This window comes from Shewanella marisflavi (assembly GCF_023283925.1).
Classification (GTDB): Bacteria; Pseudomonadota; Gammaproteobacteria; order Enterobacterales; family Shewanellaceae; genus Shewanella; species Shewanella marisflavi.
The window spans coordinates 849,796-876,064 of sequence record NZ_JAKIKX010000001.1 but is presented as its reverse complement, the minus strand read 5'-3'; the positions used below and the strand labels follow the sequence as shown (position 1 = coordinate 876,064).

Annotated in this window: 27 protein-coding genes; 10 read left to right on the top strand and 17 right to left on the bottom strand. The window is 49.5% G+C overall.

All coding sequences use genetic code 11. The features are described 5' to 3' along the window. Positions 1 to 334 precede the first annotated feature (334 nt). Genes L2712_RS03760 through L2712_RS03745 form a run of 4 tightly spaced genes read right to left on the bottom strand, consistent with a single transcriptional unit; the run spans position 335 to position 3,094 of the window. Entirely contained in the window at positions 335 to 1,432 is a 1,098-nt protein-coding gene (locus tag L2712_RS03760; RefSeq protein ID WP_248976912.1) for a 5-(carboxyamino)imidazole ribonucleotide synthase, read from the bottom strand. After that, a complete protein-coding gene (purE, locus tag L2712_RS03755) occupies positions 1,432 to 1,914 on the bottom strand; it encodes a 5-(carboxyamino)imidazole ribonucleotide mutase (protein ID WP_248976911.1) in 483 nt (160 codons plus the stop codon). The genes L2712_RS03760 and purE (L2712_RS03755) overlap by 1 nt, the downstream gene beginning before the upstream one ends. 9 nt (positions 1,915 to 1,923) lie before the next feature. Beyond that, positions 1,924 to 2,856 carry a sodium-dependent bicarbonate transport family permease gene (locus tag L2712_RS03750; RefSeq protein WP_033538546.1) on the bottom strand — a complete coding sequence of 311 codons (933 nt, stop codon included), beginning with the start codon at positions 2,854 to 2,856 and terminating at the stop codon, positions 1,924 to 1,926. 1 nt (position 2,857) lies between these two features. Further along, a complete protein-coding gene (locus tag L2712_RS03745; protein ID WP_088905098.1) occupies positions 2,858 to 3,094 on the bottom strand; it encodes a hypothetical protein in 237 nt (78 codons plus the stop codon). A 141-nt stretch (positions 3,095 to 3,235) separates the two neighbouring features. Here L2712_RS03745 and L2712_RS03740 point away from each other — a divergent pair, with 141 nt between their 5' ends. Further along, positions 3,236 to 4,177, top strand: a complete 942-nt coding sequence (locus L2712_RS03740; RefSeq protein ID WP_248976910.1) for a LysR family transcriptional regulator — start codon at positions 3,236 to 3,238, stop codon at positions 4,175 to 4,177. Positions 4,178 to 4,346: 169 nt separating this feature from the next. Here the strand turns inward: L2712_RS03740 and L2712_RS03735 are convergent, their stop codons facing one another. Both L2712_RS03735 and ohr read right to left on the bottom strand, forming a co-directional pair. After that, positions 4,347 to 4,769 carry a DoxX family protein gene (locus L2712_RS03735; protein ID WP_248976909.1) on the bottom strand — a complete coding sequence of 141 codons (423 nt, stop codon included), beginning with the start codon at positions 4,767 to 4,769 and terminating at the stop codon, positions 4,347 to 4,349. Between the two features lie 9 nt (positions 4,770 to 4,778). After that, entirely contained in the window at positions 4,779 to 5,201 is a 423-nt protein-coding gene (gene ohr, locus L2712_RS03730) for an organic hydroperoxide reductase Ohr (protein ID WP_248976908.1), read from the bottom strand. A gap of 470 nt (positions 5,202 to 5,671) precedes the next feature. Between ohr and L2712_RS03725 the strand changes: the two genes are divergently transcribed. Both L2712_RS03725 and L2712_RS03720 read left to right on the top strand, forming a co-directional pair. Then, complete coding sequence (locus tag L2712_RS03725; RefSeq protein ID WP_088905101.1) at positions 5,672 to 6,757, top strand: M35 family metalloendopeptidase; 1,086 nt, start codon at positions 5,672 to 5,674, stop codon at positions 6,755 to 6,757. 164 nt (positions 6,758 to 6,921) lie between these two features. Then, positions 6,922 to 7,338: a hypothetical protein gene (locus L2712_RS03720; protein ID WP_248976907.1), complete on the top strand. Its 417-nt coding sequence runs from the start codon at positions 6,922 to 6,924 to the stop codon at positions 7,336 to 7,338. A 60-nt stretch (positions 7,339 to 7,398) separates the two neighbouring features. Here L2712_RS03720 and hpf read toward each other — a convergent pair whose 3' ends face one another. Continuing rightward, a complete protein-coding gene (hpf, locus tag L2712_RS03715; protein WP_033538551.1) occupies positions 7,399 to 7,755 on the bottom strand; it encodes a ribosome hibernation-promoting factor, HPF/YfiA family in 357 nt (118 codons plus the stop codon). Positions 7,756 to 8,121: 366 nt separating this feature from the next. Here hpf and L2712_RS03710 point away from each other — a divergent pair, with 366 nt between their 5' ends. The 5 genes from L2712_RS03710 (at position 8,122) to L2712_RS03690 (ending at position 11,407) form a co-directional block, all read left to right on the top strand. Next, positions 8,122 to 8,430 (top strand): hypothetical protein, encoded by a 309-nt coding sequence (locus tag L2712_RS03710; RefSeq protein WP_248976906.1) that lies wholly within the window; start codon positions 8,122 to 8,124, stop codon positions 8,428 to 8,430. Between the two features lie 4 nt (positions 8,431 to 8,434). Then, positions 8,435 to 10,063 (top strand): PepSY-associated TM helix domain-containing protein, encoded by a 1,629-nt coding sequence (locus L2712_RS03705; RefSeq protein WP_248976905.1) that lies wholly within the window; start codon positions 8,435 to 8,437, stop codon positions 10,061 to 10,063. Next, positions 10,060 to 10,380, top strand: a complete 321-nt coding sequence (locus L2712_RS03700) for a DUF3325 domain-containing protein (protein ID WP_248976904.1) — start codon at positions 10,060 to 10,062, stop codon at positions 10,378 to 10,380. Before L2712_RS03705 ends, L2712_RS03700 begins: the two co-directional genes overlap by 4 nt. 266 nt (positions 10,381 to 10,646) lie before the next feature. Further along, positions 10,647 to 10,838, top strand: coding sequence for a hypothetical protein (locus tag L2712_RS03695; RefSeq protein WP_248976903.1), 192 nt, complete (start codon positions 10,647 to 10,649; stop codon positions 10,836 to 10,838). A gap of 131 nt (positions 10,839 to 10,969) precedes the next feature. Beyond that, positions 10,970 to 11,407, top strand: a complete 438-nt coding sequence (locus L2712_RS03690) for an OsmC family protein (protein WP_248976902.1) — start codon at positions 10,970 to 10,972, stop codon at positions 11,405 to 11,407. 261 nt (positions 11,408 to 11,668) lie between these two features. Here L2712_RS03690 and L2712_RS03685 read toward each other — a convergent pair whose 3' ends face one another. The 9 genes from L2712_RS03685 to L2712_RS03645 form a co-directional block, all read right to left on the bottom strand. Next, positions 11,669 to 14,977: a S41 family peptidase gene (locus L2712_RS03685; protein WP_248976901.1), complete on the bottom strand. Its 3,309-nt coding sequence runs from the start codon at positions 14,975 to 14,977 to the stop codon at positions 11,669 to 11,671. 500 nt (positions 14,978 to 15,477) lie between these two features. Then, positions 15,478 to 16,149 carry a hypothetical protein gene (locus tag L2712_RS03680; RefSeq protein ID WP_248976900.1) on the bottom strand — a complete coding sequence of 224 codons (672 nt, stop codon included), beginning with the start codon at positions 16,147 to 16,149 and terminating at the stop codon, positions 15,478 to 15,480. Continuing rightward, a complete protein-coding gene (locus L2712_RS03675; protein WP_248977066.1) occupies positions 16,139 to 16,696 on the bottom strand; it encodes a sigma-70 family RNA polymerase sigma factor in 558 nt (185 codons plus the stop codon). The genes L2712_RS03680 and L2712_RS03675 overlap by 11 nt, the downstream gene beginning before the upstream one ends. 319 nt (positions 16,697 to 17,015) lie before the next feature. Next, positions 17,016 to 17,525: a 5-(carboxyamino)imidazole ribonucleotide mutase gene (gene purE, locus L2712_RS03670; protein ID WP_088905107.1), complete on the bottom strand. Its 510-nt coding sequence runs from the start codon at positions 17,523 to 17,525 to the stop codon at positions 17,016 to 17,018. A gap of 184 nt (positions 17,526 to 17,709) precedes the next feature. Beyond that, a complete protein-coding gene (locus L2712_RS03665; protein WP_248976899.1) occupies positions 17,710 to 18,327 on the bottom strand; it encodes a transglycosylase SLT domain-containing protein in 618 nt (205 codons plus the stop codon). A 255-nt stretch (positions 18,328 to 18,582) separates the two neighbouring features. After that, the gene (locus L2712_RS03660) at positions 18,583 to 19,029 is read right to left on the bottom strand and encodes a hypothetical protein (RefSeq protein WP_248976898.1); all 447 of its coding nucleotides are present in this window, start codon (positions 19,027 to 19,029) and stop codon (positions 18,583 to 18,585) included. Between the two features lie 16 nt (positions 19,030 to 19,045). After that, the gene (gene gshA, locus L2712_RS03655) at positions 19,046 to 20,635 is read right to left on the bottom strand and encodes a glutamate--cysteine ligase (RefSeq protein ID WP_283104731.1); all 1,590 of its coding nucleotides are present in this window, start codon (positions 20,633 to 20,635) and stop codon (positions 19,046 to 19,048) included. A 181-nt stretch (positions 20,636 to 20,816) separates the two neighbouring features. Further along, positions 20,817 to 23,651, bottom strand: coding sequence for a M16 family metallopeptidase (locus tag L2712_RS03650; RefSeq protein WP_248976897.1), 2,835 nt, complete (start codon positions 23,649 to 23,651; stop codon positions 20,817 to 20,819). 70 nt (positions 23,652 to 23,721) lie between these two features. After that, on the bottom strand, positions 23,722 to 24,144 hold the full coding sequence (locus tag L2712_RS03645) for a YqaA family protein (protein WP_248976896.1): 423 nt from the start codon (positions 24,142 to 24,144) through the stop codon (positions 23,722 to 23,724). A gap of 276 nt (positions 24,145 to 24,420) precedes the next feature. Here L2712_RS03645 and L2712_RS03640 point away from each other — a divergent pair, with 276 nt between their 5' ends. Both L2712_RS03640 and L2712_RS03635 read left to right on the top strand, forming a co-directional pair. Then, a complete protein-coding gene (locus L2712_RS03640; RefSeq protein ID WP_033538563.1) occupies positions 24,421 to 25,671 on the top strand; it encodes a dicarboxylate/amino acid:cation symporter in 1,251 nt (416 codons plus the stop codon). Positions 25,672 to 25,804: 133 nt separating this feature from the next. Next, positions 25,805 to 25,990, top strand: coding sequence for a hypothetical protein (locus L2712_RS03635; RefSeq protein ID WP_033538564.1), 186 nt, complete (start codon positions 25,805 to 25,807; stop codon positions 25,988 to 25,990). Positions 25,991 to 26,031: 41 nt separating this feature from the next. Here L2712_RS03635 and L2712_RS03630 read toward each other — a convergent pair whose 3' ends face one another. Further along, on the bottom strand, positions 26,032 to 26,217 hold the full coding sequence (locus L2712_RS03630; RefSeq protein WP_033538642.1) for a hypothetical protein: 186 nt from the start codon (positions 26,215 to 26,217) through the stop codon (positions 26,032 to 26,034). Between the last annotated feature and the right edge of the window lie 52 nt (positions 26,218 to 26,269).

The window sequence follows — 26,269 nt, the reverse complement described above, 5'->3', positions numbered from 1 at the left end:
AATTAAAATTTTAGATACACCAATTGGTACACATTTTATTTTTATTGGCGTTAAAAATATTAAATATCAATTAAATATCATTCAAATTCAGGTGACGCCGCCCCACCAATACAAAGGTTAGCAATGACCTTCAAAGGCCGCTAAACCCTTACCAGACGGGTTTAGCGGCTTTTTTGTATCTGTCGGCTTTTACATTACCCACTAAAGCCAAATAAAGTATTTAAATTCAGATGTTAAGACACAAAAAAGCCCCGGCATATTTTGTCGGGGCTTTTGACATTAACGGTTTAAGACTCTCAATCCTAATCCACTTAGCTAGCCGTTGGCACTTAACTTAGCACTTCACCAGCGACTGTTCGACGCTTTGCATCTGGCTAGCGAGTTGACCGTAATCATCCATCATGAAGTTGATGTGTCCTAGCTTGCGGTTGGGCTTGGCGACCTTGTTGTACCAGTGCAGGCTAGCGTTGGCACTCAGGGCGTCCATAGGTGGTGCAGCAACCCCTAACAGGTTGAGCATGCCCGTCTTACCTATGGCCGAAGTGGCCCCTAGGGCGAGTCCGGCGACGGCGCGTATATGGTTCTCAAACTGGCAAGTCTGAGCGCCGAGCTGGGTCCAGTGACCGCTATTGTGCACCCTTGGCGCCAACTCGTTGACCAGCAGCTTATCACCCACCACAAACAGCTCCATGGCAAGTACGCCCACATACTGCTGTGCTTCCAGCAACCTGCTCATATAAGTTTGCGCTTGCAGCACCATCTCGGCACTTAACCCTCTAGCCGGTGCCATTGAGCGCACCAGAATACCGTTCTGATGTTGGTTCTCGGTTAGGGGATAACAGCTCACCTCACCACTTGCACTACGCACACCGATAATAGATACCTCGGCGTCAAAGGGGATCCATTGCTCAGCCAAATAATGACCTGCTTTCAGCTCAGGCGACACCTTGGCAAGATCCTCATCGCTACGCACTACCCACTGATTTTTGCCGTCATAACCTTCATCGAGCGACTTGATCACCATGGGGTAACCTAATGTCTTGGCACTCTCTTCGAGGCTGACGTCATAGGTAAAAGGCGCGCAAGGAATATCAAGCTGGGCTAACAGCTGCTTTTCATGAATACGACTCTTGCACTTGGCAATACTGTCAACATTGGGCCTAATAGTGCAATGTGCTTCGAGTGCTCGCACTAAATCCAGATCCACCTGCTCCTTCTCGACCGTGATAACGTCCGGATTTCCCAAGGCCTTAAAGAGTTCGCTTACACTCTGTCCTGGCTGCCAGGGAACCACAGGACCCAGGCCTTCGACACAACTGAGATCCGTATCAGGGCCACCATCGGCCACAAAGCTAAATTTAAGGCCTAAGGGAATGCCCGCTAGTGCCATCATACGCGCCAGCTGACCACAACCTATGATGCCAATGCGCATTATTCTACCTCCAGCGGCACACCTGAGGTTTGGCTAGCGCGCCAGTCACATAGACGCTTGGTCAGTTCTGCATCGCCCAGCGCCAAGATTTGCGCTGCCATTAGGCCGGCGTTAAAGGCGCCTGAATCGCCAATTGCCTGAGTGGCTACCGCGACTCCTTTTGGCATCTGCACGATAGACAGCAGGCTATCCATTCCTTTTAGGGCCTTACTCATTACGGGTACAGCGATCACCGGGAGATGTGTCATGGCCGCCGTCATGCCCGGCAGATGCGCCGCGCCGCCGGCACCAGCGATAATCACCTCAATCCCCTCGTCTGCTGCGCCATGGCTAAAGCTCACCAGACGCTCAGGCGTGCGATGGGCCGAAACCACCTGTTTACTGTAAGCGATACCCAGGGCATCCAGGACTGTGGTGGCATTTTTCATGGTCGGCCAATCGCTCTGTGAACCCATGATGATTGCTACTCTTGCTTTACTCATACGTGCCTCTTAATTTGATAACCAATTTGTGAACAGCGCATAGGTAGGTATGCCCACCAATACGTTGAACGGAAATGTAATTGCTAATGAATAGGTGATCGACAGACTCTGGTTGGCTTCGGGAATAGCGACCCGCATGGCCGCCGGCACCGCGATATAAGACGCGCTAGCCCCCAGTACAGCCAGTAAAGTTGCGCCGCCGTTCGACAGCCCCATCTGCAAACCTAAAATACAGCCCAATAAACCGCCGAGCAGCGGCATAAATACGCCGAACGCCAGCATAAAGTTGCCCATATGCTTGAGATCTTTAAGCCTGCTGGCCGCGAGCATGCCCATCTCAAGTAAGAAGAGTGCCAATATGCCATGAAACAGGTTGAAGAAGAGCGGCGTGATCCCTTCAATACGCTCAGCCCACAAGTAGCCAATGATTAGGGCACCGACGAGCAGTACTAAGCTTTGATTGCAAAACACTTCATGAATCAGCTCGCGCCACTTAACATTAGTACCCGAACGTCTAGCAAGGGCGATACCTACCGCAATGGCTGGGACCTCCAGCAACACCACAAATAGCGGGAAATAGGCTTCATAACTGATGTTTTGCGTCTCGAGAAAGGCCACGGCCACTGCATAGGTGCCTATACTGACAGAGCCGTAGTGAGCGGCGATAGAGGCCGCATCTTCAAGCTTAAGCTGGCCGATAAAACGCAGAATGGGAAAGGCGATCAGAGGAAGAACCAAACCAAGCCCAATCACCAAAAGTGACTGAGGCAAAAGGGCTATCGAGCCGTATTTAGACAACGCCACGCCACCTTTAAGACCGATGGCCAACATAAGAAATAGAGTCAGACTCTGATACAGCGCCTTTGGAAACTGGATGTCAGATCTCAATAACGTTGCCAAGGCGCCGAGGATAAAAAAGGCTATCGTGATATCGAGCTGCATCTTATGCGCCCTTGACTTGCAGGCTAGGCGCAGGTTTTACGGCACGACGCTTAGATGACATCTTGATGGCAATTGACACTAGACTCAGTGAAATCAGACTGATGCCAACAATAAGCAGTCCCATACCGTTGTGACCTTCATTCATGGTGGCAAAGGCGAGTGCCGCAACCATTAAGCCAACAAAGATACTGAAAAGTGATTGTTTCTCTGCCAAAACAAATTGAAATAGGTGTTTCATAAGATCCCCCGTTTACGACTGATACCGCAATGTTTTCGGTGTTCTTTCAATAGAGACGATCTTGCCAAAAATAATTTATATATAAAAATAGATATTTTTATGTTTTTATATAGATAAAAATCTATACATGGAGTGACGACTATGTCTCTTAGGCTACAGGCACACTTAGGCACCCTCAGACAGATGGAGATCTTATTGGCTGTCTATGACTGTGGCAGTGTCAGTGGCGCGGCAGAAACACTGCACCTCACTCAGCCCACCATCTCTATGCAGCTAAAAAAACTGGCTGAAGTGATAGGTTTTCCGCTGTATAACATTGTCGGGCGTAAGGTGGTATTTACCGAAGCGGGATTGGAGGTCGTTAAGGCAGCGACCGAAATCCTCGACAGTTTTGCGCGGCTAGAAATGTCCCTTTCCGATATGGGAGAGTTAAAGTCGGGCACCCTGCGTCTGGCCGTGGTGACCACCTCAAAGTACTTTATTCCCCATCTGCTGGGCCCCTTTTGCGAGCGTTACCCCAATGTCGCCGTTCAGCTAAATGTGGGTAACCGACAACAGATCATCGAGCGACTCAAACAAGGGATTGATGACTTTTATGTGTTCAGTCACCCGCCAGGAGAGCTCAATACCGAGAGCATAGAATTTTTCAACAATCCCCTGGTGGCCATAGCCCCCGAGAATCATCCCTTCGTCAGTCAGGAAGGCGTCTCTCTGGCAGAGCTCTGCGAGGCGCCCTTCTTGATGCGTGAAAATGGCTCGGGCACTCGCTTGGCCATCGAGCGCTTTATGGCTAAACAGGGCGTTAAACTCAACGTCAAGATGACCATAGAGAGCAACGAAGCGATCAAGCACTCTGTAATGTCAGGGCTAGGCGTCAGCATACTCTCGGCCCATACCCTCGCCTTTGGTGGTAATACCGGATTGGCTCAGCTAAATGTTAAGGAGCTGCCGATCAACTCCAACTGGTATTTCCTCTGGCTAAAATCTAAACGTCCCTCGGCAATCGCCCAGGCCTTTTTGACCCATGTGGAAAGCGAGGGACGCGAAATGTTGCTGACCGAGCTCGCCAAACACAAGCTATAAAAAAGCCCCATAGGATGGGGCCTTTCATTGTGTCCTGGTGAAGATCTAGCTTATCTATGCGCCATTTTGCAGACATTTATACAAGCCAGGTCATTAGGGAACGTTACAATAACTGACCCCCATAGGCAATGGCTGACAAATTCAGGCTTACGGATTATCTATACTAGACCTAGCGAAACCCCTTGTTACCCCGGTGCTTAAGGTGACTGTGGCCAGCCAACACCAGTAAACCTGCGAATATACCTAGATTCTTAATGAAATTTTGCATCTCATGTGCCGCTTCAAGCCCTTCGAAATGCCAAAAATCATGCAGTGTAACGTTAATCAGTAACACCATCATAGCTAACAGCGAAGCAATCACTGACGTATAACGGTTTAATATTAAACAAATGCCCGCCACAATCTGGCTAACGCCGGCACTGGCAAGCAGCAGCGGAATTAGCACCATCTGATGTCGCTCCATTAAGGCTACATGCATATCCCAACTGACAAACTTCATGAGCCCAGGGACAAGAAAATAGAGCGCAAGCATGATACGCCCAACTATGATACCCGCAGAAGCGAATCGTTCATCCATCGAATGAGTATTCATAACTTGCACTTACAAAGACTCACCATTAACCATTAGTCCTACGTCAATGTTGTTGCGTACGGCGTTAGAGTAAGGACAAATCTGGTGAGCCGTTTTAACCAATTCAGAAGCTTGCTCCTGCGGCAAATCCAGCTCGACACTTAGGGCCACAGTCAAGGCAAAACCGCCTTCGGCGCGAGGCCCTATACCGACCTTAGCGGTGACTGGCGCCTGAGACAATTTGACTTTTGCTTCTTTGGCAACATGCAAAATGGCATTTGAGAAACAAGCGCTGTAGCCCGCCGCAAATAACTGTTCCGGGTTGCTCGCCTCGCCAGTTCCGCCCATCTCTTTAGGGTAGCTAAGAGCAATAGATAGCTTGCCATCATCGGTTGCTACCTGGCCATTACGCCCTGCACTGGCTGTTGCTTGGGTTTCATATAAGGTTTTCATGTTAACTCCTAAGATCACTTCAAAAGATAAATTTAAATTGCGCGCAATTCATTTGACCCAAGTTATACCCCCAAATTAAGTTGTGTGCAACTTAAATTATAATTCCTGCGACAAAGCGCTTGCACAACGCCAAGTTGAAAGACCCAGTCGATGCCCTGAATGAGATGAATATGAAAACCTAAAAACCGTACTGTGAGAGAAAACGATAACAGGCGCTAATGACCACTAACCTCACCTTCATAACCCACCGCAAACCATCCCATACCTCTAAAAGTTAGCTGACTTCAAACTGAACCTCTCCCCACCCCAAAAGATAAAGACCAATACTCTACCCAATTGGTGTTATACAAAATAAAGCACCAATAAATGCTTGCTATTCAAACCTTAATAAGATTAAACTCCGAAATTGTAACAACTGAGTAACATTTGTTAACACCAATAAAAATAACCTCAATCAAAAGGAAAAATTGATGAGCAAACTATTCAAATTATCAACACTCGCCATCGCAACCACCTTACTAAGTCAATCGGCTCTTGCCGATGGGATCGCCGCTAAACTTCAAATGAGCCAAGACAGCTTTAGTAGCGATCAAGACGTCATGGTGACCCTGACGTTAACCAACGAAGAGAATGTACCGGTAAAACTACTTAAGTGGTTTACGGCGGCAGAGGGTGTTGAAGAGTCGCTCTTTAAAGTCACAGCAGATGGTCAAGCTCGTCCTTATTTAGGCGCTCACTACAAGCGCCCAGCACCAAGCCATAAGGACTACATCAAGCTAAAAGCGGGTGAGAGTATCTCTTACCAAGTAGAGCTGTCTTCACTATATGACATGTCGGCAACCGCCAACTATGAGATCAGTTATGATGTCAGCTCTATGCAACTGTTTTCTCCTAACCCTGGTCAGGCGAAAAAACTGGCTCGTCTCGGTATCGAAGGGATACAGTCTGAATCTGCCAGTTTCTATTTGGAAGGTCGTGAGTTTAAGGGCGGTGCCAATAAAGGTAAACCCGGCACTGGTGATGGCGGTGGTACGACGCCAGACGGCATCTCTTTCACTGGACGCTGCAGCAACTCACAACAAAGCGATATTCTGGCGGGTCTAGCCGCGGCAAAAAACATGTCAGCCGATGCGAACCAGCACCTAGCCACTGCCAGCAGCAATTCACAGCGTTACAGCACCTGGTTTGGAGCTTACAGCTCATCTCGCTGGAACACGGTGAGCAACAATTTCAGCAAAATTGATAACGCGCTAAACAACGAGCCCCTCACCTTCGACTGCAGCTGTAAGAAGCAATACTTTGCTTATGTTTACCCAACGCAGCCATATAAGATCTACATGTGTAATGCCTTCTGGTCTGCCCCGACAACAGGTACCGACTCTAAAGGCGGTACTATTATCCATGAAACCAGCCATTTTAATGTCGTGGCCGGTACCGACGATATTGTCTATGGCCAAAGTGGTGCAAAATCATTGGCGATCAGCGATCCAGCTAAAGCAATACAAAATGCTGACAGCCATGAATATTTTGCTGAAAACACACCTAACTTGAACTAATCTGGTTGTACTCTTTCTTGTCATTATGGGCGGAAGTTTCCGCCCTTTTTTGTTCTCACCAGTTCCAATAAACTTAAGTTCAATAGATGTCTGTTCGATAAATGCTTATGTCAAATCCCTTAGGATACTTATCAGTTAGCCTCTTGATGCTTTGGATGGTCAGTATGAATAGTCTTGCTCAGCAAGCCATGCCCAGCTGTCGCCTATATAAGGCAGACCAGGCAAATAGCCTCACCTTTGAGATCAGCGCGCCGCCAGATAGCCAATGGTACCTGCTTAGCCGTGCCACACCTTTCGATGCCTGGTTTAGTGAATTTTTGACCCTAACCGATACTCAGCGCCAGACAGTTCTCGAGTATCAAGGCGCACTGGCCAAGCGCGGCCAGCCCAGTGACGATGAATACCTGCTGTTACCAACGGATAAACCGTTAACCGCATCGCTGCAGCTTTCTCAGGCCTACGTTATCGCACCTGGCGAGTATCGGATATCGCTCAAGACTTTGCATCTAATCCAAAGTTTGGCCCATAAAGAAGATGCAACTTACCTTGAATGCCCCAGCTTATTAATAAGTCTGCCCTGATCTTCAGACATAAAAAAACCACCCAGAGGGTGGTTTTTTATCAATGAAACTCGACACCGATTAGACCAATTTCATCTCTTGGATGATCTCATGGGCTATCTCTGGTGTCGTACTTACTGGCTTTTGATGTAAATCTGCCTTCAACTGACCTTTTCTATGCTTTAGCGCCGCATCAAGTTTTTTGGCTGCAGCCGCTATAGCCGGATACATAACATCGTCACTCCCAGAGGCTGATATCCGACTACCTTCATAATTCGTACTAAGTTCGACCTGATACTCTCCATGCTCTTTGGCAATGATGACATCGAGTGAGATTAACGTGGGGAAATGGGTCGCGATTTTGGAAAACTTTTGATTCACATGCTCTTTTATTGAATCGGTAATGTCTACGTGGTGACCAGAAAGATTTATTTTCATAGGTTTTCCTTTTTAGGATGACTTCAATAATGAACTTGGGATGAGTGAAAGAAAAAACAAGGGGTGAAACGCTTTTTTTTTCATTTAACGCCTATTTAAGCATGGGCGAAATCCAAGTAAATATCCATTCAGTGTCTACTAATGTGTACTCCCCATAGAGGTTAAAAGCAAGCAGGCAAAACAGAATATCAGGCACAAATGGGGTATATCGAGCATAAATCCCACAAAGTAAACAAAATTTAATCAATTTGTCTTTTATCTACCACACTCATGATGATCTGTTAGCTTTACATGTAAATGCGAATGAGAATTCATGTCAACAAGGGTAAGATACCGGATACCTAACACACCATGACATAACCGATAGTGAATAGCGCCATAGCCAAGTATCAGTCGCTGTTTGAGCGAGACCTCTCTCCCACAGCTTCCGTCATTATACGTTTACTCTGCTCTCTTCTCGGCGGTTACGGCACTGCAGCACTCGCCTGCGTCTTATTGACAGAGTTATTACCCCTTAGCCGAATCGATGCGGTACTGATTGCAACCATGAGTTCTTTTAGCCTGTTTGCTGCCATGATCATTCGACTTTTTAGCCTGAGATCCCACAAACGCGTGGTACTGGAACCCCTGACAGTTTGCTTAGCGCTCTATTGCCTCACCTTAGCTTTGGGTTGATACCATGAAAGAAACCTTTTTCCGCTCTATGACCTGGCTGCATACTTGGGCGGGTTTAGCCGTCTGCTGGCTACTCTTGCTTATCTTCTTTGCGGGTAGCTTGAGCTACTTTCGCCATGAGATCACCCTTTGGAGCAAACCTGAGCTACACCAGGAAGTATTTCAAAGCTACTCTCAAAAGCTACTAAACAAACAGATCGCACAAGGCCAGAACTACTTGGCCGAAGTCGCACCCGATGCTAATAGCTGGATCATCAGTCTGCCTACCGAGCGTAAACCTTACCTAAGCTTTGCCTGGCAAGATGCCCCGCTTAAAGGCGAGCGCCGCGGCAGATATCACGAACATGTGGTCAGTCAGAATAGTCAGCAGATGATCACCGAAATACGCGATTCGAAAGGGGGCAACTTCTTCTATCGCTTACACTTTGATCTTCATTACCTTCCGGTAGCGACTGCGCGCTGGATTGTAGGCCTGGCCACTATGGCGATGCTTATCGCCCTGATCAGCGGCGTGGTGATCCATAAACGCATCTTTAAAGACTTCTTCAGTTTCAGACGTGCCAAGGGAAGCCGCTCCTGGCTAGACGCCCACAATGTGAGTGCCGTCATGGCGCTGCCCTACCACCTGATCATCACCTATACAGGCCTCATCACCCTGATGTTTATGTTCATGCCTTGGGGCGCCTTAACTCAATATGATGGCGATGTACGCGCCTTTCGCGCCGACCTCAATCCCGCCCGCATGCAGATTAAACCAAGCCAAGTATCCGCCGAGTTGGTTCAAGCAAAGCAGCTATTACCACAAGTAGAGCAGCAGTGGGGCTTGGCGCCATTAAAGCAGGTGACCATAAACGCGCCAGGACGTGATAACAGCCGCATCAGCTTCACCCTCAATAGCGCCCATAAGGTGACAGACAGCCGCACTATGCTTAGCTTCGATGGCGTCACCGGCCAGCCACTCTTTAAAGAAGATCTCAAAACGGCGACCTATCAGACCTATGATACCCTGATGGCCTTGCATACCGCGCGCTTTGCCGACTGGGCACTAAGGGGGCTGTTCTTCCTCTGCGGACTGATGGGCTGCGCCATGATCGCCACAGGCACACTGCTTTGGGCGGTAAAGATTGCTCAGAAACAGCAAAAAGCGATACTGGCAGGCGCCAAGCCTTCGGTGGGTCTTAAGCTAGTCAATGTCCTCAATATCAGCGTCATCTGCGGGTTGCCGCTGGCTAGTGCTGTGTTTCTCTACGCTAACCGTTTACTGTCCGTCGACCTGAGCGACAGAGCCCAGCGCGAAGTCGATAGCTTCTTTATCACCATAGCGGTTATCGCCTGTATCGCCATCTGGGACGCAATACGAAACCAACAATCCTTGGCACGCTGGCGACAATGGCTAATGCTGACCGCCTTTGCGTTTGGGGCAGTGCCACTACTCAACGCGGTGACCTCAGGACAGCATCTTGTCGGCAACATCGTCGCCGGTCAATGGACCTTGGCCGGAGTAGACATCGCTTGTTTGCTGTTTGCCCTAATCGCTGGCTTTGCCGCCAAGCGAGTATCTCAAGCTCCGGGTCTGATTGAGCGCTCTATGCCTGCTAAGCACACTGGCAAGATGAAGGAGGTACGCCCATGATCGCAGCGCTGTCACTGACTTTTACCGCCTTTGGCGCACTGGCGCTGGCCATGTTCACTCATTTTAAGAGCTGTTTTAATAAGGCCCCCAGCAGTAAACAGCAAAGGATATTCACCTTGCTGGGCTGGGGCTTATTAGCACTCAGCTTTAGCCTATTGATTCAAGAGTATGATATCGCTTATGCCAGTATCACCTTCTTTGGTGTCATGAGCGGCGCAGCGCTGGGCGTTATCTTGCTACTCAGCTATCAAGCCAAAACCCTGCCCACCGCCATGATAACCGCGACAGTTATTGCGTTAGGTAACCTCGTTTTCTGAGATAACAAGCTAGGTTAAAAAGGAGCTAGGGGATTAGTTTACAAAGCTGAGTTTACAAAGCAGAGTGCACAGAATCAGTTTCGATTGATAGACACTTCAACTAAAGCTATTAACTTAAGCCGGTTAACTTAAGCTTGTTAACTTAAGCCGATTAACTTAAGCCTCTAAACTTAAATCGCCTGTTTGCACAAATTTCATTCAGCCTGGATTCAGTCGTTGTTGTTTATCATCTGCTTATACTCAGGCAGATATTAACAGGCATCTAGGTGCGAATTTCAAAAGCGACGGCTTACCAAAAGTGGATGCGTCACGATTCCAGCGCAAATGGAAAAACTAAGTCCAAGGCTCAAGTAGGGCTTTATCGGCAATTGGCTAACGCCGCAGACCATACCCAAGACAAAGTCACACTGTCGCCATTGGCGCTGCAGTTAAGTGCTCAGGCACATCAAAAAAACTGAGAACCCAAGCGAGCTCTGGCAGCGCAAAGGCGCCTTGCAAATCTAACCTTTTAGGTTCAATAGATTTTGCTGAGGGCAAAGCCAGCAATCTTTGCTATATTGGCCATCTCAGTCACTAACTCCCAAGCCAGATGTCTTTTTCAGTCACCATCTCTTGGCCGCAAACCAGAGATCAAGCTCAACGCAGCAAAGATCATCAACTCGATTTTGCCAGTGGCCAAACACTTGAAGGTTCTGCGGCTCCTGAGTATCAAGGCAGCCAGGATAAGGTCAATCCAGAGGAGAGCCTGCTTAGCGCACTTGCTGCCTGTCATATGTTGAGCTTTCTAACCATAGCGCAGAAGAAACGCCTTGAGGTAATTAGCTACCAAGACTGTGCCAGCGCCGAGCTTGGCCGCAATAGCCAGGGGCGCACGGCAATCACGCAAATCACGCTAAATCCTAAAGTGATATTTAACACAGAGCAGAGCGAAGAGACGTTAGCCAAGCTGCATGCTTTGGCTCATAAACATTGCTTTATTGCCAACTCCTTAACCAAAGAGCTGATGATAAAGATAACACCTAGCTAGAATCCACATAACCAGCATTGCTGTCCGGATTGAGTTCCATCCCCCGATACATCGAGTCAAGACAGGCAGATAAGCGAGGCTATGGCAATCCATTAGCCATTCATTTGGCCTTCGCTCTTTTCGATTGATATCTGCCACGCGACAACCAATCGTTTCAAATCAAGCCATCTTTCAATAAAAATGGAGGTTACCGACCTGGGAACTGCTTGGTCGGTAACCCCCTAAAACTTACTTAGTTAACACAAGGCGTTAATGCACTGTTTATTTAATGTCTTGGGCCATCCCTTTTGCAGGCATAGGCTGTGCCTTGATCGGCAACACAGGTTCAACTTCCAATTTCTGCTTAAGGTAGTTGATCGCCTTGGTCAGCTGGGCATCTTGTCCCTTGAAGGTGGCATGGGGCAGGTTATCCACCTCGATATCCGGACTGATACCACGTCCCTCGACAATCCAGCGACCATCCATCGCATATTGCGGATACTCGGCAACTCGCGCCATCCCCTTATCGGTCAGAGCGTTACGTCCAGACAACCAAACGCCTGCGCCTGCGGTTTGCTTACCGATAAGCGGCGCCAAGCCTAAGGCCTTGATGCCAGCAGAGAAGGTCTCACCGTCTGAATAGGTTAGCTGATCTGTAAGCACCACAAGATGACCACGGAAGGTCTGCTGCATATTGGTGTTTGGCGTGCCTTGGGTCGGCTGCCAGAACATCCAGGCACGGCGCAGCAGTTTTTCGATCACCCAGCTATCTATATTGCCGCCGCGATTACGGCGCACATCAATAATTAGGCCTTTCTTATCGATATTGGCGTAGAACTCGCGGGCAAAGCTGGCTATATCACCCGCGCCCATGGCATAAAGATGCAGGTAACCTATCTCGCCGTCACCCGCCTTAGTCACCTTCTGGTTATTGTTACTGACCCAATCCAGGTATCTCAGCTTGGCATCGTTGCGATTCGATACAGGCAACACTATGGTCTTGATCTCACTGCGTCCACGCTTGAGCGTCAGCAACACCTGCTTACTAGCCTGATTGCGCAGATAACGCGCCACATCGGCAACGCTAGTCACCGGCTTACCATTAATCGCAAGGATGAGATCGCCCACCTTGGCATTCACATCCACCTTTGCCAGCGGCGCAGCCAACTCAGGCAGCTCACTATCGTTTTGATAGATATGTGCAATCTTGACCCCATTTTCTGTCTGCAACAGACGAGCCCCTAGATTGGCCCCCTGAGGAAGGTTAGGGTTTTGCGGCAGATCGCCGCCACGCACCTGCGAGTGCAAGGCATCCAGCTCACCCATCATCTGTTTGAAGATATCATTAAGCTCATGGCGATCTGTCAGCCTAGCCAACAGCGGCTGATACTTGGCCTTGGTCGCCTGCCAGTCGAGACCGCGCATCTGCTTATCGAAGAAGGAGTCTCTGTGCATCAGCCAGGCATCTTCAAACATCTGTTGCCACTCTAGCTGAGGCGAAATGGCCAGTTGCCACTGCTCGGTCTGCACTCTGGCGTGGGCCAGATCTTTCGGCAAGGCATCACCCGCATCGACAATCAGCATCTCTTCGCCGCCTTTACTGTGACGACGCAAAAATAACTTGCTGTCATCGGCCGAAAGCGCATAGCTGGCGACATCTTCGCTGAAGGTCTCCACCTTAGGCGCCAGTGGATCAAATTTAATCCAATCGAGCTTAGGTGCCTGGTTAGCATCCACCGACCGCGAGATGAGATAAAGGCCTTTGTCTGTCACCTGTAGCTTACTGTAATTCCCCGAAGCGACAGGCACCTGCCACAGGCGCTCGCTGAGCCCCTGCCACTGCACCTGTATCTTTGTGTCATCCGCTTCGTCCTTTTTCTCAGCTGTCAGGCTGAGCTCATTCGGCTTACTGAAGGGAAAGCGCGCCTCAGGTGTAAGCGCCAGGGCAAAGATCTGCCCACGCTTGTCAAATACCGGGCCCATGTTGCGATCGCCCCAAGGCGATGTCGGCGTGGCGTTAAAGGCACGGTTTGAAATGAAATAGAGCCATTGGCCATCAGTGCTGAAGGCTGGCGAGAAAGATTCATACTTGTCGCTGGTCAGCGCCTGGGCTTTACCTTCCTCCAGCGAATAGAGCACAATTTGTGGTCTAAGCTGGCCACGTTCATCCTTGGTCACGGCGATAAAACGGCTATCGTTAGACCAGACCACATCACCATAGGGGCCAAGTCCCTGACCATTGGTCATGATCTTAGTGTTGCCACCCTTCTTGAGATCCAATAACCAGAGATCGCCGTTGTAATCATCATGGGCAATATAGCGGCCATCGGGTGACAGGCTCAGCCCCATGCGCAAGGCGCTGGCATCCTGAGTCAACTGCTTAGCCGACGCACTGCCATCGGCCGCGTAGCGCCAGATCTCCTGTTCGCCAGAGGCGTCACTGATACCATAGACCCACTTGCCATCTGGGCTCATCACGGCGCCGCGCACCCGGTAATCCCCTGGCAAGGCCAGCTCCACCAGCCGCGACCCATCTGTGCCCGCCACAGCAACATGGCTGCGAGCAGTGATCACCACCTTGTCACCCTTAGGAGCCAAGTGCGTAGAGGTGGCGAACTTCATGGGTTGGTTGACCCAGTGCTCACGACGCTCGGCAAAATCTGAGGTTAAGTGGATCTCCTCTGTGGTGAGGCGATTGCTGGCAATATCAAAAAGCTTGATGTCGGCGCCTTGCTGAAACACGATACGGCCATTATCCAATCGGGCACCGCGCACCTGCCAGGCATCAAATTGTGTGTGTTGACGCAAATCTTTCCCATCGAGCGTCATCGACCAGATGTTATCGTTGCCACTGCTATCACTGACAAAATAAAGACGCTCTTGCCACAGCATAGGCTGACGAACAGAGCCGTCATGACCCGCGGTTAACGGCTCCGCTTCCTGCTCGCTACCCAACTTAAAGCGCCACAACTCTCCTTTGGCGCCGCCGCGATAAACCTTAGCGTTATCGCCCGTGGCCTGCAGACCGAAGCGGGTAAAGTAGACATATTGCCCTACACTATCAATCACGCCCTCGATGGCATCCGCCAATGGCAAATCTTGCGTCTTAAGTGTCTTAGGCTCGACGCTGCGCAGCACCCAGTAGTTCGCCGGGCCAAAGGCATTATCGGTGGCGTACAGCACCTGATCATCATGAGTCCAGCCTTGAACCCGCACTCGGCTATTTTCGAAACTGACTCGTTTGGCCACGCCGCCCTTAAGCGGCATCACATAGACCTCACTCGCTCCCTCATAGTTGGCGACAAAAGCCAGCTGGCGACCGTCGTTTGAAATGGCAGCCCCGAGCTCCTCTGCCGGAAGACTGGTTAAACGCCTGGCCTGGGGATCACCCAGTTGCTGCAGCCAAAGATCGCCTTCGGCGGTAAAGACCAAGGTATCGTCATGTAGGGCTGGAGAGCGGTAATAGCCAATATTCTCTGACGCGGTTGAATTGACAGTCTGAATATTGTTGGTCTGAGAAGCAAAAAGCGGAGAGGATGAAGCCGTGCCCAATGCCAAGACGCAACAGGCAAAAAGATGAGAAAGTTTCATAATACGCTCAAAGTAAGATCAAATTTATTCTTATGGGGCAACAAGGTAGCAAACTTTCCTTAAATCTACAGTAATTTATAACCAAAGAAGTATTAGCAAATGTGTACAAGTTTACTGAGGCGTAACAACTCCTGACCTGAAGTCGCTAGAGGACAATATATGGATAATAAGGTAACGGCTAAGGTTTCAGCTTCTGCGGACAGAGTAAGCGCATTGGGTAGTTTTTCTCGAGCCAGCCTGAGGCGCTGGCGGAAAGCGATAGTCAGGCACAACTTTGATAGATAAGGCCTGGCAGCGACACGCCATAGACAGCCTAGGCACCTTTTTCATCCCTTTTATCCCTTCTCCCTCTTTTATCATCTGGCATTTTGACTAGATATTGCTCCTTGGGATCAATCTATTCGGGGGCTCAGGGGATTATGGATCCGATAACATACTTGATTGCATAAGCAAAACGGGGCGCTAAGGCCCCGTTTATCATGCTAATGCTTCAGCTTAAGTCACTCTTTCCCCTGCCGATGGGCCTTAATTTTATCTACAAGCGCTAACCACTGCTCATGCTGAGGATGGCTGCTGTCTTGCAATCTTGGACGCTCCTTTAACAGTCGCTGGTACAGGGTATCAGCATCGCGCCACAGCTCACTATCGACCAGCTGCTGTAGATGATTTACCGCCTGAATATCTGAAATATTCGCCTTAGCTTGCCCATCCGCCTTTATCGGTGCTGCCAGCTTATGACTCTTTTCGCTTTGCGCAGCAGGTCCCTGCTGCTCACTAGATTCTGGTGCTTGCTGCGACATTATCCGCGGCTGCATCTGACTCGCACCGTCTGACGGCTTGACGGCTCTCATCGACTCGACGGCTTGATCGCTGGCCATCATAGGCATCATCTGCTCAGTAATGGGTGGCTGTGGCTGATTTAAATTAAGCAGTAACAAGCTTGAGAGCAATAAGACAGAGGCGGCCGATGATAATGGCCAGCGATATTGACGCCAAAAACTGACGACCTTAACATCCCCCTTGCCCGCCGACTCATTAGGCTGGCTTTGATGTTGGCTCGCCATAGCCAATATACGCGCGTCGAGTTCGGCCGAAGGCTCTTCGTTAGCCTTAGCCTGATACAGGGCTTTTAGCTGAAGATCCGAGATCTCCTGTTCGCTTCTATCTGACATTCGCGTGCTCCTGCCATTTCTGTTGCACACAGGCTTTGAGCGCCTGACTGGCATAACGAATACGGCTCTTGGTCGCCTCCATGCCCGCACCGGCTATTTCGCCGATCACTGCCGCCGTAAATCCCATCTCCACATTGAGCAAGAAAGCCTCCTTCTGCACATGGGGAAGCTGGCTAATGCAATGCTTTAAAATTATCGCCTTCTGTTCTTCTTCAAGCTGACTATCGGGCACCGCCACATCACTTGTTAACAGTGACTCTAATGTCTGCTCTTCCCCTATAGGCTCACTTAAGCTGTCTACCGGTTTAAGGGCTCTGACGTGATCGATCAGCAAATTATGAGCGATTCGATAGAGCCAGGTGGTGAACTTGGCTCTTTGCTGATAACCACTGGCCGCCTTTATCACTCGGCTCCAGGTCTCTTGATAAAGATCCTCAGCCAGGGCACTGTCACCTATCTGACGCATGAAATAACGATACAGGCCACCCTTATGCTTATGGTAAAGCAGCTCAAAGGCCTTCTGATCTCCTTGGGCATACTGCGCCATTAAAGCCTGATCACTATCTGTCTCGATTTCAGATACTTGTTCCACGCTGGGACTCCCTCATGTCAGCTCCTTCAGCGGAGAGAAACGGATGCAATAGTGAGTTTGCATCGCCCGACGTGGTTTGTCCATGCTTAGCCAATAACTTGCGAGTTAATTCAACTATATGGCTAACTAACGCACCAAATTTCAGTGCTTCGCGTACTGAGTTTTAGGTAAGCCTTTAGTGATGTAAACGTATCAGCTAGCAAAAGGGGTTATTGCTGCCCATAAAAAAACCGCGAACCTAAGGCTCGCGGTTTATTTTCGATAAGTTGCGCAATTATGCTTGAGCTAGCTTCTCTTGCAGCTTGGCATCTTTGGCTTGTACGGCTTCTGCCGATTTGGCACGTTCTTCTTTTACTGCTAGCGCCAAGGCATCGTCACCAACTGCAAGCATTTGCGCTGCCAGGTAACCTGCGTTCTTCGCACCTGCGCTACCAATCGCCACTGTCGCAACCGGTACACCGCCTGGCATCATAACTGTTGATAGTAGGGCATCGTGTCCCTGCAATGGACCACAATCAACCGGCACACCAATCACTGGGCGAGTAGTGATACCCGCGACAGCACCTGCCAGGTGAGCAGCCAGACCCGCTGCGCAGATAAAGACTTTACAACCACGCGCTTCGGCATCGGTAACGTAAGCGTGAGTTGCCGCTGGCGTGCGGTGCGCCGAGGTAACTTTAGCTTCAAATTGAATACCGAAGGTTTTTAACACATCTAAGGTGGCTTGCATTGTTGGGAGATCAGAATCTGATCCCATTAATACGGCAACAAATGGCTTAGTCATCTTTTATCCTTTTTGTAGGTAAGGCTATTGTTTTGCGCGCATTATAGTCATTTTTAAATGCAGATAACAGGGGCCGAGCGGATTAACTCGACCAAAGAAAAAAAGCATAAGCAGCAAAAGCTTAGCTTAAATTTACCTTAAAAATATTGTACCGCTGATAAAACAGTGAGTTCTGACCTGTTGCTTACCCAAAAAACAACCGCCACAACCAGGAAGAATCTAAGTTTTCCTGACAAGTGCGATACTGAGCCGCATAGCGCTTAGCACGCTTATCCACCTTGTCGGCCACCTTAATCAGCCAGGGCTTTTGCCTATAAGTACCACGCTTATAGCCTCCCCAACCTTCGTGATAGTTAAGATATTGATTGCGAGCATCCCACTTAGACACGCCGTTGATCTTCTGGGTCTTATAGATGAACCACCCCATGAAATCCATCGCATCATCGAAGTTACTGCGACTGGACCAGGAGTTACCTGTCTCACGGACATAATCATCCCAGGTCATGGTTTTGGCTTGTGCATAGCCATAGGCGTCACTGGCTCGCCCAATAGGGATAAAGCCGAGGAAATATTCCATCGGCGGAGCAGCGTTATGTTTGAATGAGCTTTCCTGGTACATCATGGCTAAGGGCACATGCACGGGCACGCCCCACTTTTCACGGGTATCGACCGCGGCCTCATACCAGTCACGGTTCTCCTGGTAGATGGCGCAAAGATTTTCTGGATCCTTAGGCGGTGAGGTGGCACAGCCTCCAAGGGAGAGCAATAACATGGCGGTAACTAGGGCGGAAATTCTTGTCATCAAAAAGACCCAAAACAATAAGCGATTCAAAATAGGGGCTATTAATCTTTGTCGTTAGTTTCTGCGTCCGTTTATCGGCGATTGCTTGTTTGTTGCCATTAACATCGCGAAACAGTACTTCAAGGTTCGCGCTTGGCTCAAAATGCGTTTAGATCAAACAGAAGTAAACTTCAAAGCTCAACAGAGCTTAGTTTCACATCCTTACCCACGAGAAGCAATCGGCAGCGGTCAAATTTAACGCCAAGAGGCTGTTTACTAATTGGTTTCGCTAATAAACTCACATTCATGGGGTTCCTGCGCCCAAACGACAGGCTGCCAGTAATCGGTATCTAAACCTCGATAGATCTTATCCTGATTAAATTGGGCCGCCAGATGATAGCGTTGGTTGGCTTCAAGGTGCAGGGTCAAAGTCTTGGTTTGACGCGCCGCGAGTTTCACTTTCAATCGCGGCGAGTCGATAAGCTCGGCCAGGGTAAATTGATACTCCCCTGGCGCCAGGCGGTAATTTGGCCTTGAGATCACCGGCTTACCATTAAGGTGTGTCACCACGGCGCGATAAAGCCCCAGGGATTCATCCGGCATCTGATAGCCGGACACAGTTGCACATAAGGCGTCTTCGTCAGGCCCAGAGGCGCACCCTGACAAGATAGCGAGCGCCGCAAGATAACAACTGACTTTCCTACAAGCTGAACCGACTCTCATGTCACTCGCCTTAACCTTATACCACTTGTTCTATTGGCTGCGGCGCCTCGGCAAAGTAATCGGCTAGGTACTGTTCAAAGTCCTGCACCGACTCGGCTTCAAGCTGAGCCTGGTCCTGCAGAGACTGCTCGGCCGCCGCTTCATAATCCGATGCTACCTTAGGGCTCAAGGGGTAATCCAACAAGGCGTGATAATACTCTTTAGCCAGCTCCTTAACCCATAGACTGTGATCGACGCCTTTAGCCATCAAGGCCGACATCACTCTGCCAGACAGTGTCTTAGCAGGGTCTTGAACCGCCTCATACCAATGAGCCAAACTCTGTTGATACGCATCTTCCTCGCCATCGAGCAGCTTAGCTAAGGTTTCTAGCTCGCCAAATAGCGATTCGAGCCAGTCTTTCAACCCTATCTCATCTCCTGCCTTACACAAGGTGAGCCCAGGTTGACGCCCATGGGTGATCACTCGATTCAGGTTCTCGCTAATCGCCGCCTCATCTTGAGCATCACTCTTAGGCGATGGCGTAAGCAGGCAGTAGAGCAAGAAGAGATCGAGAAAACGCACCTGGTCGGCATCGATACCTACCGGGCTAAATGGATTGACATCCAGCGCGCGCACCTCGATATATTCAACCCCAGCACGGGCGAGCGCCTGTGAGGGTTTCTCTCCCGCCTGGGTCACGCGCTTAGCACGAATAGGCGAGTAAAACTCATTCTCTATCTGCAATACATTAGAATTTAACTGGCGAAACTCACCATCAACCTTAACGCCTATTTTCTCAAAATGGGCTGACGGCATCTTAATGGCAGCATTGATCCCCGACAGATATTCGCCGAGGGAGTTGTAACTGATATTAAGCCGTTCCTGCTCCTTGTTGGTGTAACCAAGGTCACTCATGCGCAGCGAGGTGGCATAAGGTAGATAAAGCGTGCCCTTGCCTAGCTTTTCAAAAGCCAGATCGGTTTTCTGATCCTTGATAAAGGAGCTACACAATGCCGGAGAGGCGCCAAATAGATAAGGGAGTACCCACACCAGACGGCGGTAATTTCGAATCAATCCGAAATAGGACTCTGAAATAAAATCGCCAAGGCTCAGACGCTTGTCTGACACTTGATAAAGCTTTTGCCACAGGTCATCGGATACTGAAAAATTAAAATGTACCCCAGAGATGATCTGCATCTGCGCACCATATCTGTAGGTTAGCCCTTTACGATACAAACGCTTAAGTTTGCCAGTGTTAGAGCTGCCATAGTCAGCAATGGGGATATCGGCCACATCACCGACATAACAGGGCATGCTAACCGGCCAGAGCTGTTGCTCTCCCAGATGACGAACAGTGAAAGCGTGGGTTTGAGTAAGATCCGTCAGCAGTGCGTCAATGTCTTGATACACGGGTGTAATGAACTCGAGCAACGACTCGCTATAATCAGTGGTGATCCGCGAATTCGTTAGCGCTGCTCCTAATGCCTTTGGGTGCTTATCTGTTGCCAGATGACCAGATGGTTCGATACGTAATGCCTCGCGCTCTATGCCCCGTATCATCCCCGCCAGTGCGGCTCGTCCCTGCTCATTATCGAGTAGGCCAATCACTTCATTGAAAGAGTTCAATATCTTTGTCTCTCATTGCTTCAACCGTTTGCCTTGCAAGTCAGACCTGCAATAAGCGCGTTTGCTTTCGCCATCACCACAAAATAGCCGCTGTGCTAGATCCTTGGCAAGGGAAAAAATAAAGCGGTGAGCAGAGTTAATGCTCACCGCTGATGCCTTATATATGGGCGTAATATCGAAATTACAACTCCAAATGACTCACCTTGTAGCCTAAGGCTTTAATCTCGGTCTCGATTTTAGCGCTATCACCGACGATTAACACTATCATATTGTCCATTTCGAGTTTTTCCTTTGCCAGGCGATTAAGTTCATCTTTTCCTATTTGCTTGATGATCTTTGCCTGCTGCTCGGTATAGTCGGGTGACAGATTATAGCGCTGGATCTTACGCATGAAACCCGCCTTTTGATAGGGGGTTTCATAATCTAGCGCCTGTCCCTGTGAGATCGAGCTGCGCATAAAGGCCAGTTCTTTGTCCGTCATGCCTGTGGCCTGATAGCCCTCAATCTCTTTGGCAAATTCAACTAGTGCCTTAGCCGTCACATCACTGCGTACACTGGCTGAAGCCTCGAACAAGCCTTGCTCGCTGCCGCCACTAAAGTAGCTACGAGCACCATAGGTATAGCCCTTATCTTCACGCAGATTAAGGTTAATTCGGCTGTTAAAGGCACCGCCTAAGGGATAGTTCATCAAATAGGACTTAAAGAACTCGCCGGTGGCGTCAAATGCCATGGCGCGCTTACCGATTTTAATCACAGATTGCGCCGCGCCCGGCTTATCGAGAATGTAGACAGTACCGGCATCGAGTTTAGGCAGCTCCGCCAGAGCTGGCAGTTTACTCGCCTCTCCAGTCCACTTTGATAAGCCTGTTAACTTAGGCATCAGCTCTGACTGTGACAAATTAGTCACGGCCACTATCTGGGCGTTACCGGCGCGATATTGCTTGTCGTAGAAAGCCTTAACATCATCGAGTGTCAGCTGAGACACAGTATCCGGGGTGCCCATGGCGCTCACACCCAGTGCTGTGTCACCACCATAGAGTAAGGCGTCAAACCGAGTATCGGCGAGATAGTTAGGGTCGGACTGCATATGCTGCAGGCTCTGCATGTGTTGCCCAATCACGCGGGTAAAATCTTGCTCTTTAAACCCTGGGTGAAACAGTTTCTCCTCCACTATGGCCAAGGTCTCATCAAGGTGCGAGGTTAGCGCTGAGACTTTGATATAGCTTTGATAAACACTGCTACCAAAGCTGACGCTACTGCCTATCATCTCCAGTGCCTGTGCTAATTCCTCGGTGCTGCGCTGCTCGCTCGACTCATTGAGCATGGCTGCCGTCAGGCTGGCAAGTCCCGCCTGTTTAACGTCAACAAGACGATGCCCGCCATTGAGGTAGATAAGCAGCTCGACCGTGGGGGTCTCGTCGCTTTCAGTTCCCATTACTGCGATACCGTTACTCAATGTATCTGTCCACAGACTCGGCGCAGTGATCACCGGCGCCTGTTGAGCGCTTGGCATTTGACTACGATCGAAACTGCTGTGGGCCTCAGCCACCTCTGTTACGCCTGTTACCGCCTCAGCAGCCACTCGCGGCGCAGGCGGCACAAAGTTATCCTCATGGGCGATCAGCTGCTTCTGCCCCTGGGGCACTACACTCATCACAACCATAGGTTTGTCCTTGATATAGGTGTTAAACACCCGCATCACATCTTCTTTGGTCACGCTGGCATAGCGCTTAAGATCGTGCGCTATCATATCGGGATTACCAAAGAAGGTTTGATTCAGCGCAAGTGTCGATACCTTACCCTTGACGCTTTGCAGGCCAAAGATAGTGCTGGCCTCGAACTGAACCTTTACTTTTTGCAGATCATCGTCTGTTACGCCCCGCTGTTCAAATTCGGCGATAGACTCCTTGATACGCTGCTCCACATCAGCCAGCTGACCACCTCGTGCTGGATTGGCCAAGGCGTAGATAGAGAACTGACACGCCAGCTCTTGGCAAGGATGGCTAACACCAGCCTGCACAGCATAACCATCTTTGACTAAGTTTTTATAAACCAGTGATGTGGGGCCGCCGCCGATAATGTTGGCTAATAGGTCCAGCGCCGCTTCATCTTCATGGCTGGCATAGACGGTTGGAAAAGCCATGCGCAGCAGCGGCAAATGTACCCTGTCTTCCATCGAGATATAACGTGTCTTGTCCAAGGTCACAAGTTGCTTGGGCTCAGGTTTCACCTCTGGGCCTCTTGGGATCTCACCAAAATACTTGTTCACCCAAGCAAGGGCCTGCATCTCGTCAAAATCACCACCTATGGTCAAGGTGGCATTGTTAGGTCCATACCAACGCTGGAAGAAATGTTTCACATCATCGAGCTCGGCGCGGTCAAGATCTTCTGGCCAACCAATCACCGGCCAAGAGTATTGATGACCCGACGGATAGAGCGCCTGATTGAAGCGCTCGTTCATCCGACCATAGGGCTGGTTATCGATACGTTGTGCCCGCTCGTTCTTCACGGTTTCACGCTGCACCTCAAACTTGTTCTCGGTCAAGGCTGGCAAGAAATAGCCCATGCGATCCGACTCCAACCAGAGCATCTTTTCCAGCTGATTGCTGGGTACAGTCTCAAAATAGTTGGTTCGATCTGTGTTGGTGGTACCGTTAAGGGTGCCTCCGGCTTCCGTCACCGTCTTAAAATGCTGCTCATCGCCTACATGTTTAGAGCCCTGGAACATCATATGTTCAAAGAGATGTGCAAAACCTGAACGTCCAGGCAACTCCCTTGCCGACCCCACATGGTAGGTCACATCGACGTGAACCAATGGATCTGAACGATCTTGATGCAAGATAACCGTCAGGCCGTTGGCCAGTTGATATTTTTTATAGGGGATGCCGACACCTGATTCGGCTAAGGCCACATTCTCAATCAGGGAGACGCCCTGAGGGAGCGCCGTTTGCACAGGCGCAGTCGCGCAGGCGCTCAATGCCGCTGAGATAGCCGCGGCCAATATCCATTTTTTCATTTATTACTCCTACAAGAAACAACCAAGGTTTACTGCCGAGGTTAACGACCCAGGGTAGCAGCCAAATAGCTTACAACCAATGTAGCGCTAATGCCGCAACTAGCAGATAACGCAACCCTTTCCCTATCAAAATCATCAGACTGGATTTAACCAAAGGCATCTTCATCCAGCCCGCAAGTAGACACAAGATATCGCCGATAAGCGGCGTCCAGGCGAGCAACAGGCTCCAGTAGCCATAACGCTCAATCAATTTAACGCTATGACGATACCGACCACTGGCCAGCTCCTCAGGCGTCTTGGCCACACGGCCCAAAGCCCCCAGATAATAACTGGTCAAGGAACCTAATGTGTTCCCCAGGGTGGCCGCGATTACCAGAGCAAGCCAGGTATCAGGCGCCTGATCGATCAGCGCCACCAACAAAACCTCAGAACCTCCAGGTAGCAAGGTTGCGGCGAAAAAGGCGCCACTAAAGATCAACCATAACGCGGTCATAATTCGCTACCTAATGAAAAAAAGTAAATTTTTATGTGCAATCTATTCAAAATAATAATGTTACCTAAAAGTGAAAATTTAATCTTATTAAAACAAACTCTTATATCACAATAAGTTATAACAAAATCGCTTTGGTAAGCAAGGTAAAGCCCAGATACAATGTCAGGCTCTCTCGTTAAGGTTGAAATACCTGGATGGCTCATGCTAGAACAAGCAATTCACGATTGATAAAAAACGCCATCCACAATAACAACTTAAAAAATTTGGAACAAACCCATGTGGCAAACAATTAAACAGATCCCCTTTTGGCAAAAAGTTCTCGCCGGTTTTATTTTAGGGGTGAGTCTGGGCATTATTCTGGGCGAACAAGCAACACATCTTAAGCCTTTGGGCGATCTTTTCATCGCAGCCATCAAGATGTTGGTTGCCCCGCTCATCTTCTGCGCTATTGTCGTCAGTATCACCTCACTGGGTAATGATGTCAGTCTTAAACGCCTAAGCTTTAAGACACTGGCAATGTTTATGCTAACCGGCACTATCGCCTCGCTCATTGGCCTCACCGTGGGTAGTCTGATCGACATGGGCGGCTCAATGGAGCTAGCCACTACAGAGGTGCGTGAACGCAACGTGCCTGGCTTTGCCCAGGTGCTACTGGATATGATCCCCGTTAACCCTTTTGCTTCTCTTGCCGAAGGTAAAGTACTGCAGATCATCGTCTTTGCTGCCTTAGTCGGTATTGCCATCAACAAGATTGGCGAAAAAGCCGAGCCTTTGAAACGTACGATTGAAGCCGGTGCAGAGGTGATGTTCCAGCTTACCCGTATGGTGCTGCAACTAACGCCTATCGGCGTATTTGGTCTGATGGCCTGGGTGGTTGGCGAATATGGTTTATCGACCCTGCTGCCGCTAGGTAAGTTTATTGGCGCCATCTACATTGCCGCCTTAATCCACATACTGTTCGTTTATGGCGGCCTGGTTAAATTCGCGGCAGGGCTAAGCCCAGTCCAATTTTTCAGAAAGGCGATGCCAGCTCAGTTGGTGGCCTTTACCACGGCCTCTAGCTTCGGCACTCTGCCAGCCAGTACCCGCGCCACAGAAACCATGGGCGTATCCAAAAAATATGGCGCCTTTGTACTGCCGTTAGGTGCCACCATGAACATGGATGGTTGTGGCGGTATCTACCCGGCAATCGCGGCTATTTTCATCGCACAAATCTACGGTATTCCGCTAGAGATGACCGACTACATGCTGATTGCGGTCACCGCAACGGTTGCTTCAGTGGGCACAGCCGGTGTACCTGGTAGTGCCATGGTCATGCTCTCGGTAACCTTAGGCGTAGTTGGTCTGCCACTTGAGGGAATCGCCTTTATCGCCGCCATCGACCGAGTGATCGATATGATGCGCACAGCGACCAATGTGACGGGCGACATGATGACTGCCGTGGTGGTTGGTAAGTCTGAAGGTCAGCTAGATGAAGAGCAGTTCTACCGCAATGATGAAGTGGAAACTTCAAAGGCCACAGGCTAAGCCTTACCCACTCCCCAGAAAACAATAAGCCGCTTAATGCGGCTTTTTTATTGCTAATTGCTTGTTAAAACAGAAATACTGGGTTTAAATCATATAAGACTCGCCTCTAGCAATAAGGTACTGATAAACCATTATGGCTCGCATGTTTTTACTGCCGATCATCTTAAGTCTATTCTGGGCACTCTTTCTCTATCTTAACGGCGTGCCGTTACGACAAGGCAAGAAAGGCTTCATCTATATCATAGCAATCAGTGCAACCCTGATGCTGTCACTCGGCTTCCTGCTCTGGCTTACCGCCGAACAAAATCTACGGGGCTAAAACAGCAATGCCGAGTACAGGCACGACTTTTATGACAACACTTACTTCTGGTCAGTGAATGCCGCTAAGTGCGCTTCCAACTCTGCTTCTGTGGTGGGCAGTTCGCTTAACTCAAAGGTCAATGGATGGCCGCCATTCAACATAAACACTGAATGCTCACCGTGATCATAATGAAACCATTTACCGTTAACACAGATATCGGTATAGCAATTAGGTCGTAACTCCATCATTCGATCCTCTCTCAAAATGGGCTTAGGCTCACTAAAACACAGCGAATGC

Bases quoted from the DNA above. Each gene is read 5' to 3' on its own strand.
- hpf (WP_033538551.1), bottom strand. From the start codon at position 7,755: ATGAAAATAAATCTTTCTGGTCACCACGTAGACATTACCGATTCAATA.
- L2712_RS03720 (WP_248976907.1), top strand. From the start codon at position 6,922: ATGAATAGTCTTGCTCAGCAAGCCATGCCCAGCTGTCGCCTATATAAG.
- L2712_RS03650 (WP_248976897.1), bottom strand. From the start codon at position 23,651: ATGAAAAAATGGATATTGGCCGCGGCTATCTCAGCGGCATTGAGCGCC.
- L2712_RS03740 (WP_248976910.1), top strand. From the start codon at position 3,236: ATGTCTCTTAGGCTACAGGCACACTTAGGCACCCTCAGACAGATGGAG.
- purE (WP_248976911.1), bottom strand. From the start codon at position 1,914: ATGAGTAAAGCAAGAGTAGCAATCATCATGGGTTCACAGAGCGATTGG.
- L2712_RS03700 (WP_248976904.1), top strand. From the start codon at position 10,060: ATGATCGCAGCGCTGTCACTGACTTTTACCGCCTTTGGCGCACTGGCG.
- L2712_RS03665 (WP_248976899.1), bottom strand. From the start codon at position 18,327: ATGACAAGAATTTCCGCCCTAGTTACCGCCATGTTATTGCTCTCCCTT.
- L2712_RS03685 (WP_248976901.1), bottom strand. From the start codon at position 14,977: ATGAAACTTTCTCATCTTTTTGCCTGTTGCGTCTTGGCATTGGGCACG.
- L2712_RS03705 (WP_248976905.1), top strand. From the start codon at position 8,435: ATGAAAGAAACCTTTTTCCGCTCTATGACCTGGCTGCATACTTGGGCG.
- L2712_RS03690 (WP_248976902.1), top strand. From the start codon at position 10,970: ATGTCTTTTTCAGTCACCATCTCTTGGCCGCAAACCAGAGATCAAGCT.
- L2712_RS03750 (WP_033538546.1), bottom strand. From the start codon at position 2,856: ATGCAGCTCGATATCACGATAGCCTTTTTTATCCTCGGCGCCTTGGCA.
- L2712_RS03630 (WP_033538642.1), bottom strand. From the start codon at position 26,217: ATGGAGTTACGACCTAATTGCTATACCGATATCTGTGTTAACGGTAAA.
- L2712_RS03760 (WP_248976912.1), bottom strand. From the start codon at position 1,432: ATGCGCATTGGCATCATAGGTTGTGGTCAGCTGGCGCGTATGATGGCA.
- L2712_RS03675 (WP_248977066.1), bottom strand. From the start codon at position 16,696: ATGGCGCAGTATGCCCAAGGAGATCAGAAGGCCTTTGAGCTGCTTTAC.
- L2712_RS03640 (WP_033538563.1), top strand. From the start codon at position 24,421: ATGTGGCAAACAATTAAACAGATCCCCTTTTGGCAAAAAGTTCTCGCC.
- purE (WP_088905107.1), bottom strand. From the start codon at position 17,525: ATGACTAAGCCATTTGTTGCCGTATTAATGGGATCAGATTCTGATCTC.
- L2712_RS03645 (WP_248976896.1), bottom strand. From the start codon at position 24,144: ATGACCGCGTTATGGTTGATCTTTAGTGGCGCCTTTTTCGCCGCAACC.
- ohr (WP_248976908.1), bottom strand. From the start codon at position 5,201: ATGAAAACCTTATATGAAACCCAAGCAACAGCCAGTGCAGGGCGTAAT.
- L2712_RS03735 (WP_248976909.1), bottom strand. From the start codon at position 4,769: ATGAATACTCATTCGATGGATGAACGATTCGCTTCTGCGGGTATCATA.
- L2712_RS03660 (WP_248976898.1), bottom strand. From the start codon at position 19,029: ATGAGAGTCGGTTCAGCTTGTAGGAAAGTCAGTTGTTATCTTGCGGCG.
- L2712_RS03635 (WP_033538564.1), top strand. From the start codon at position 25,805: ATGGCTCGCATGTTTTTACTGCCGATCATCTTAAGTCTATTCTGGGCA.
- L2712_RS03680 (WP_248976900.1), bottom strand. From the start codon at position 16,149: ATGTCAGATAGAAGCGAACAGGAGATCTCGGATCTTCAGCTAAAAGCC.
- L2712_RS03745 (WP_088905098.1), bottom strand. From the start codon at position 3,094: ATGAAACACCTATTTCAATTTGTTTTGGCAGAGAAACAATCACTTTTC.
- L2712_RS03725 (WP_088905101.1), top strand. From the start codon at position 5,672: ATGAGCAAACTATTCAAATTATCAACACTCGCCATCGCAACCACCTTA.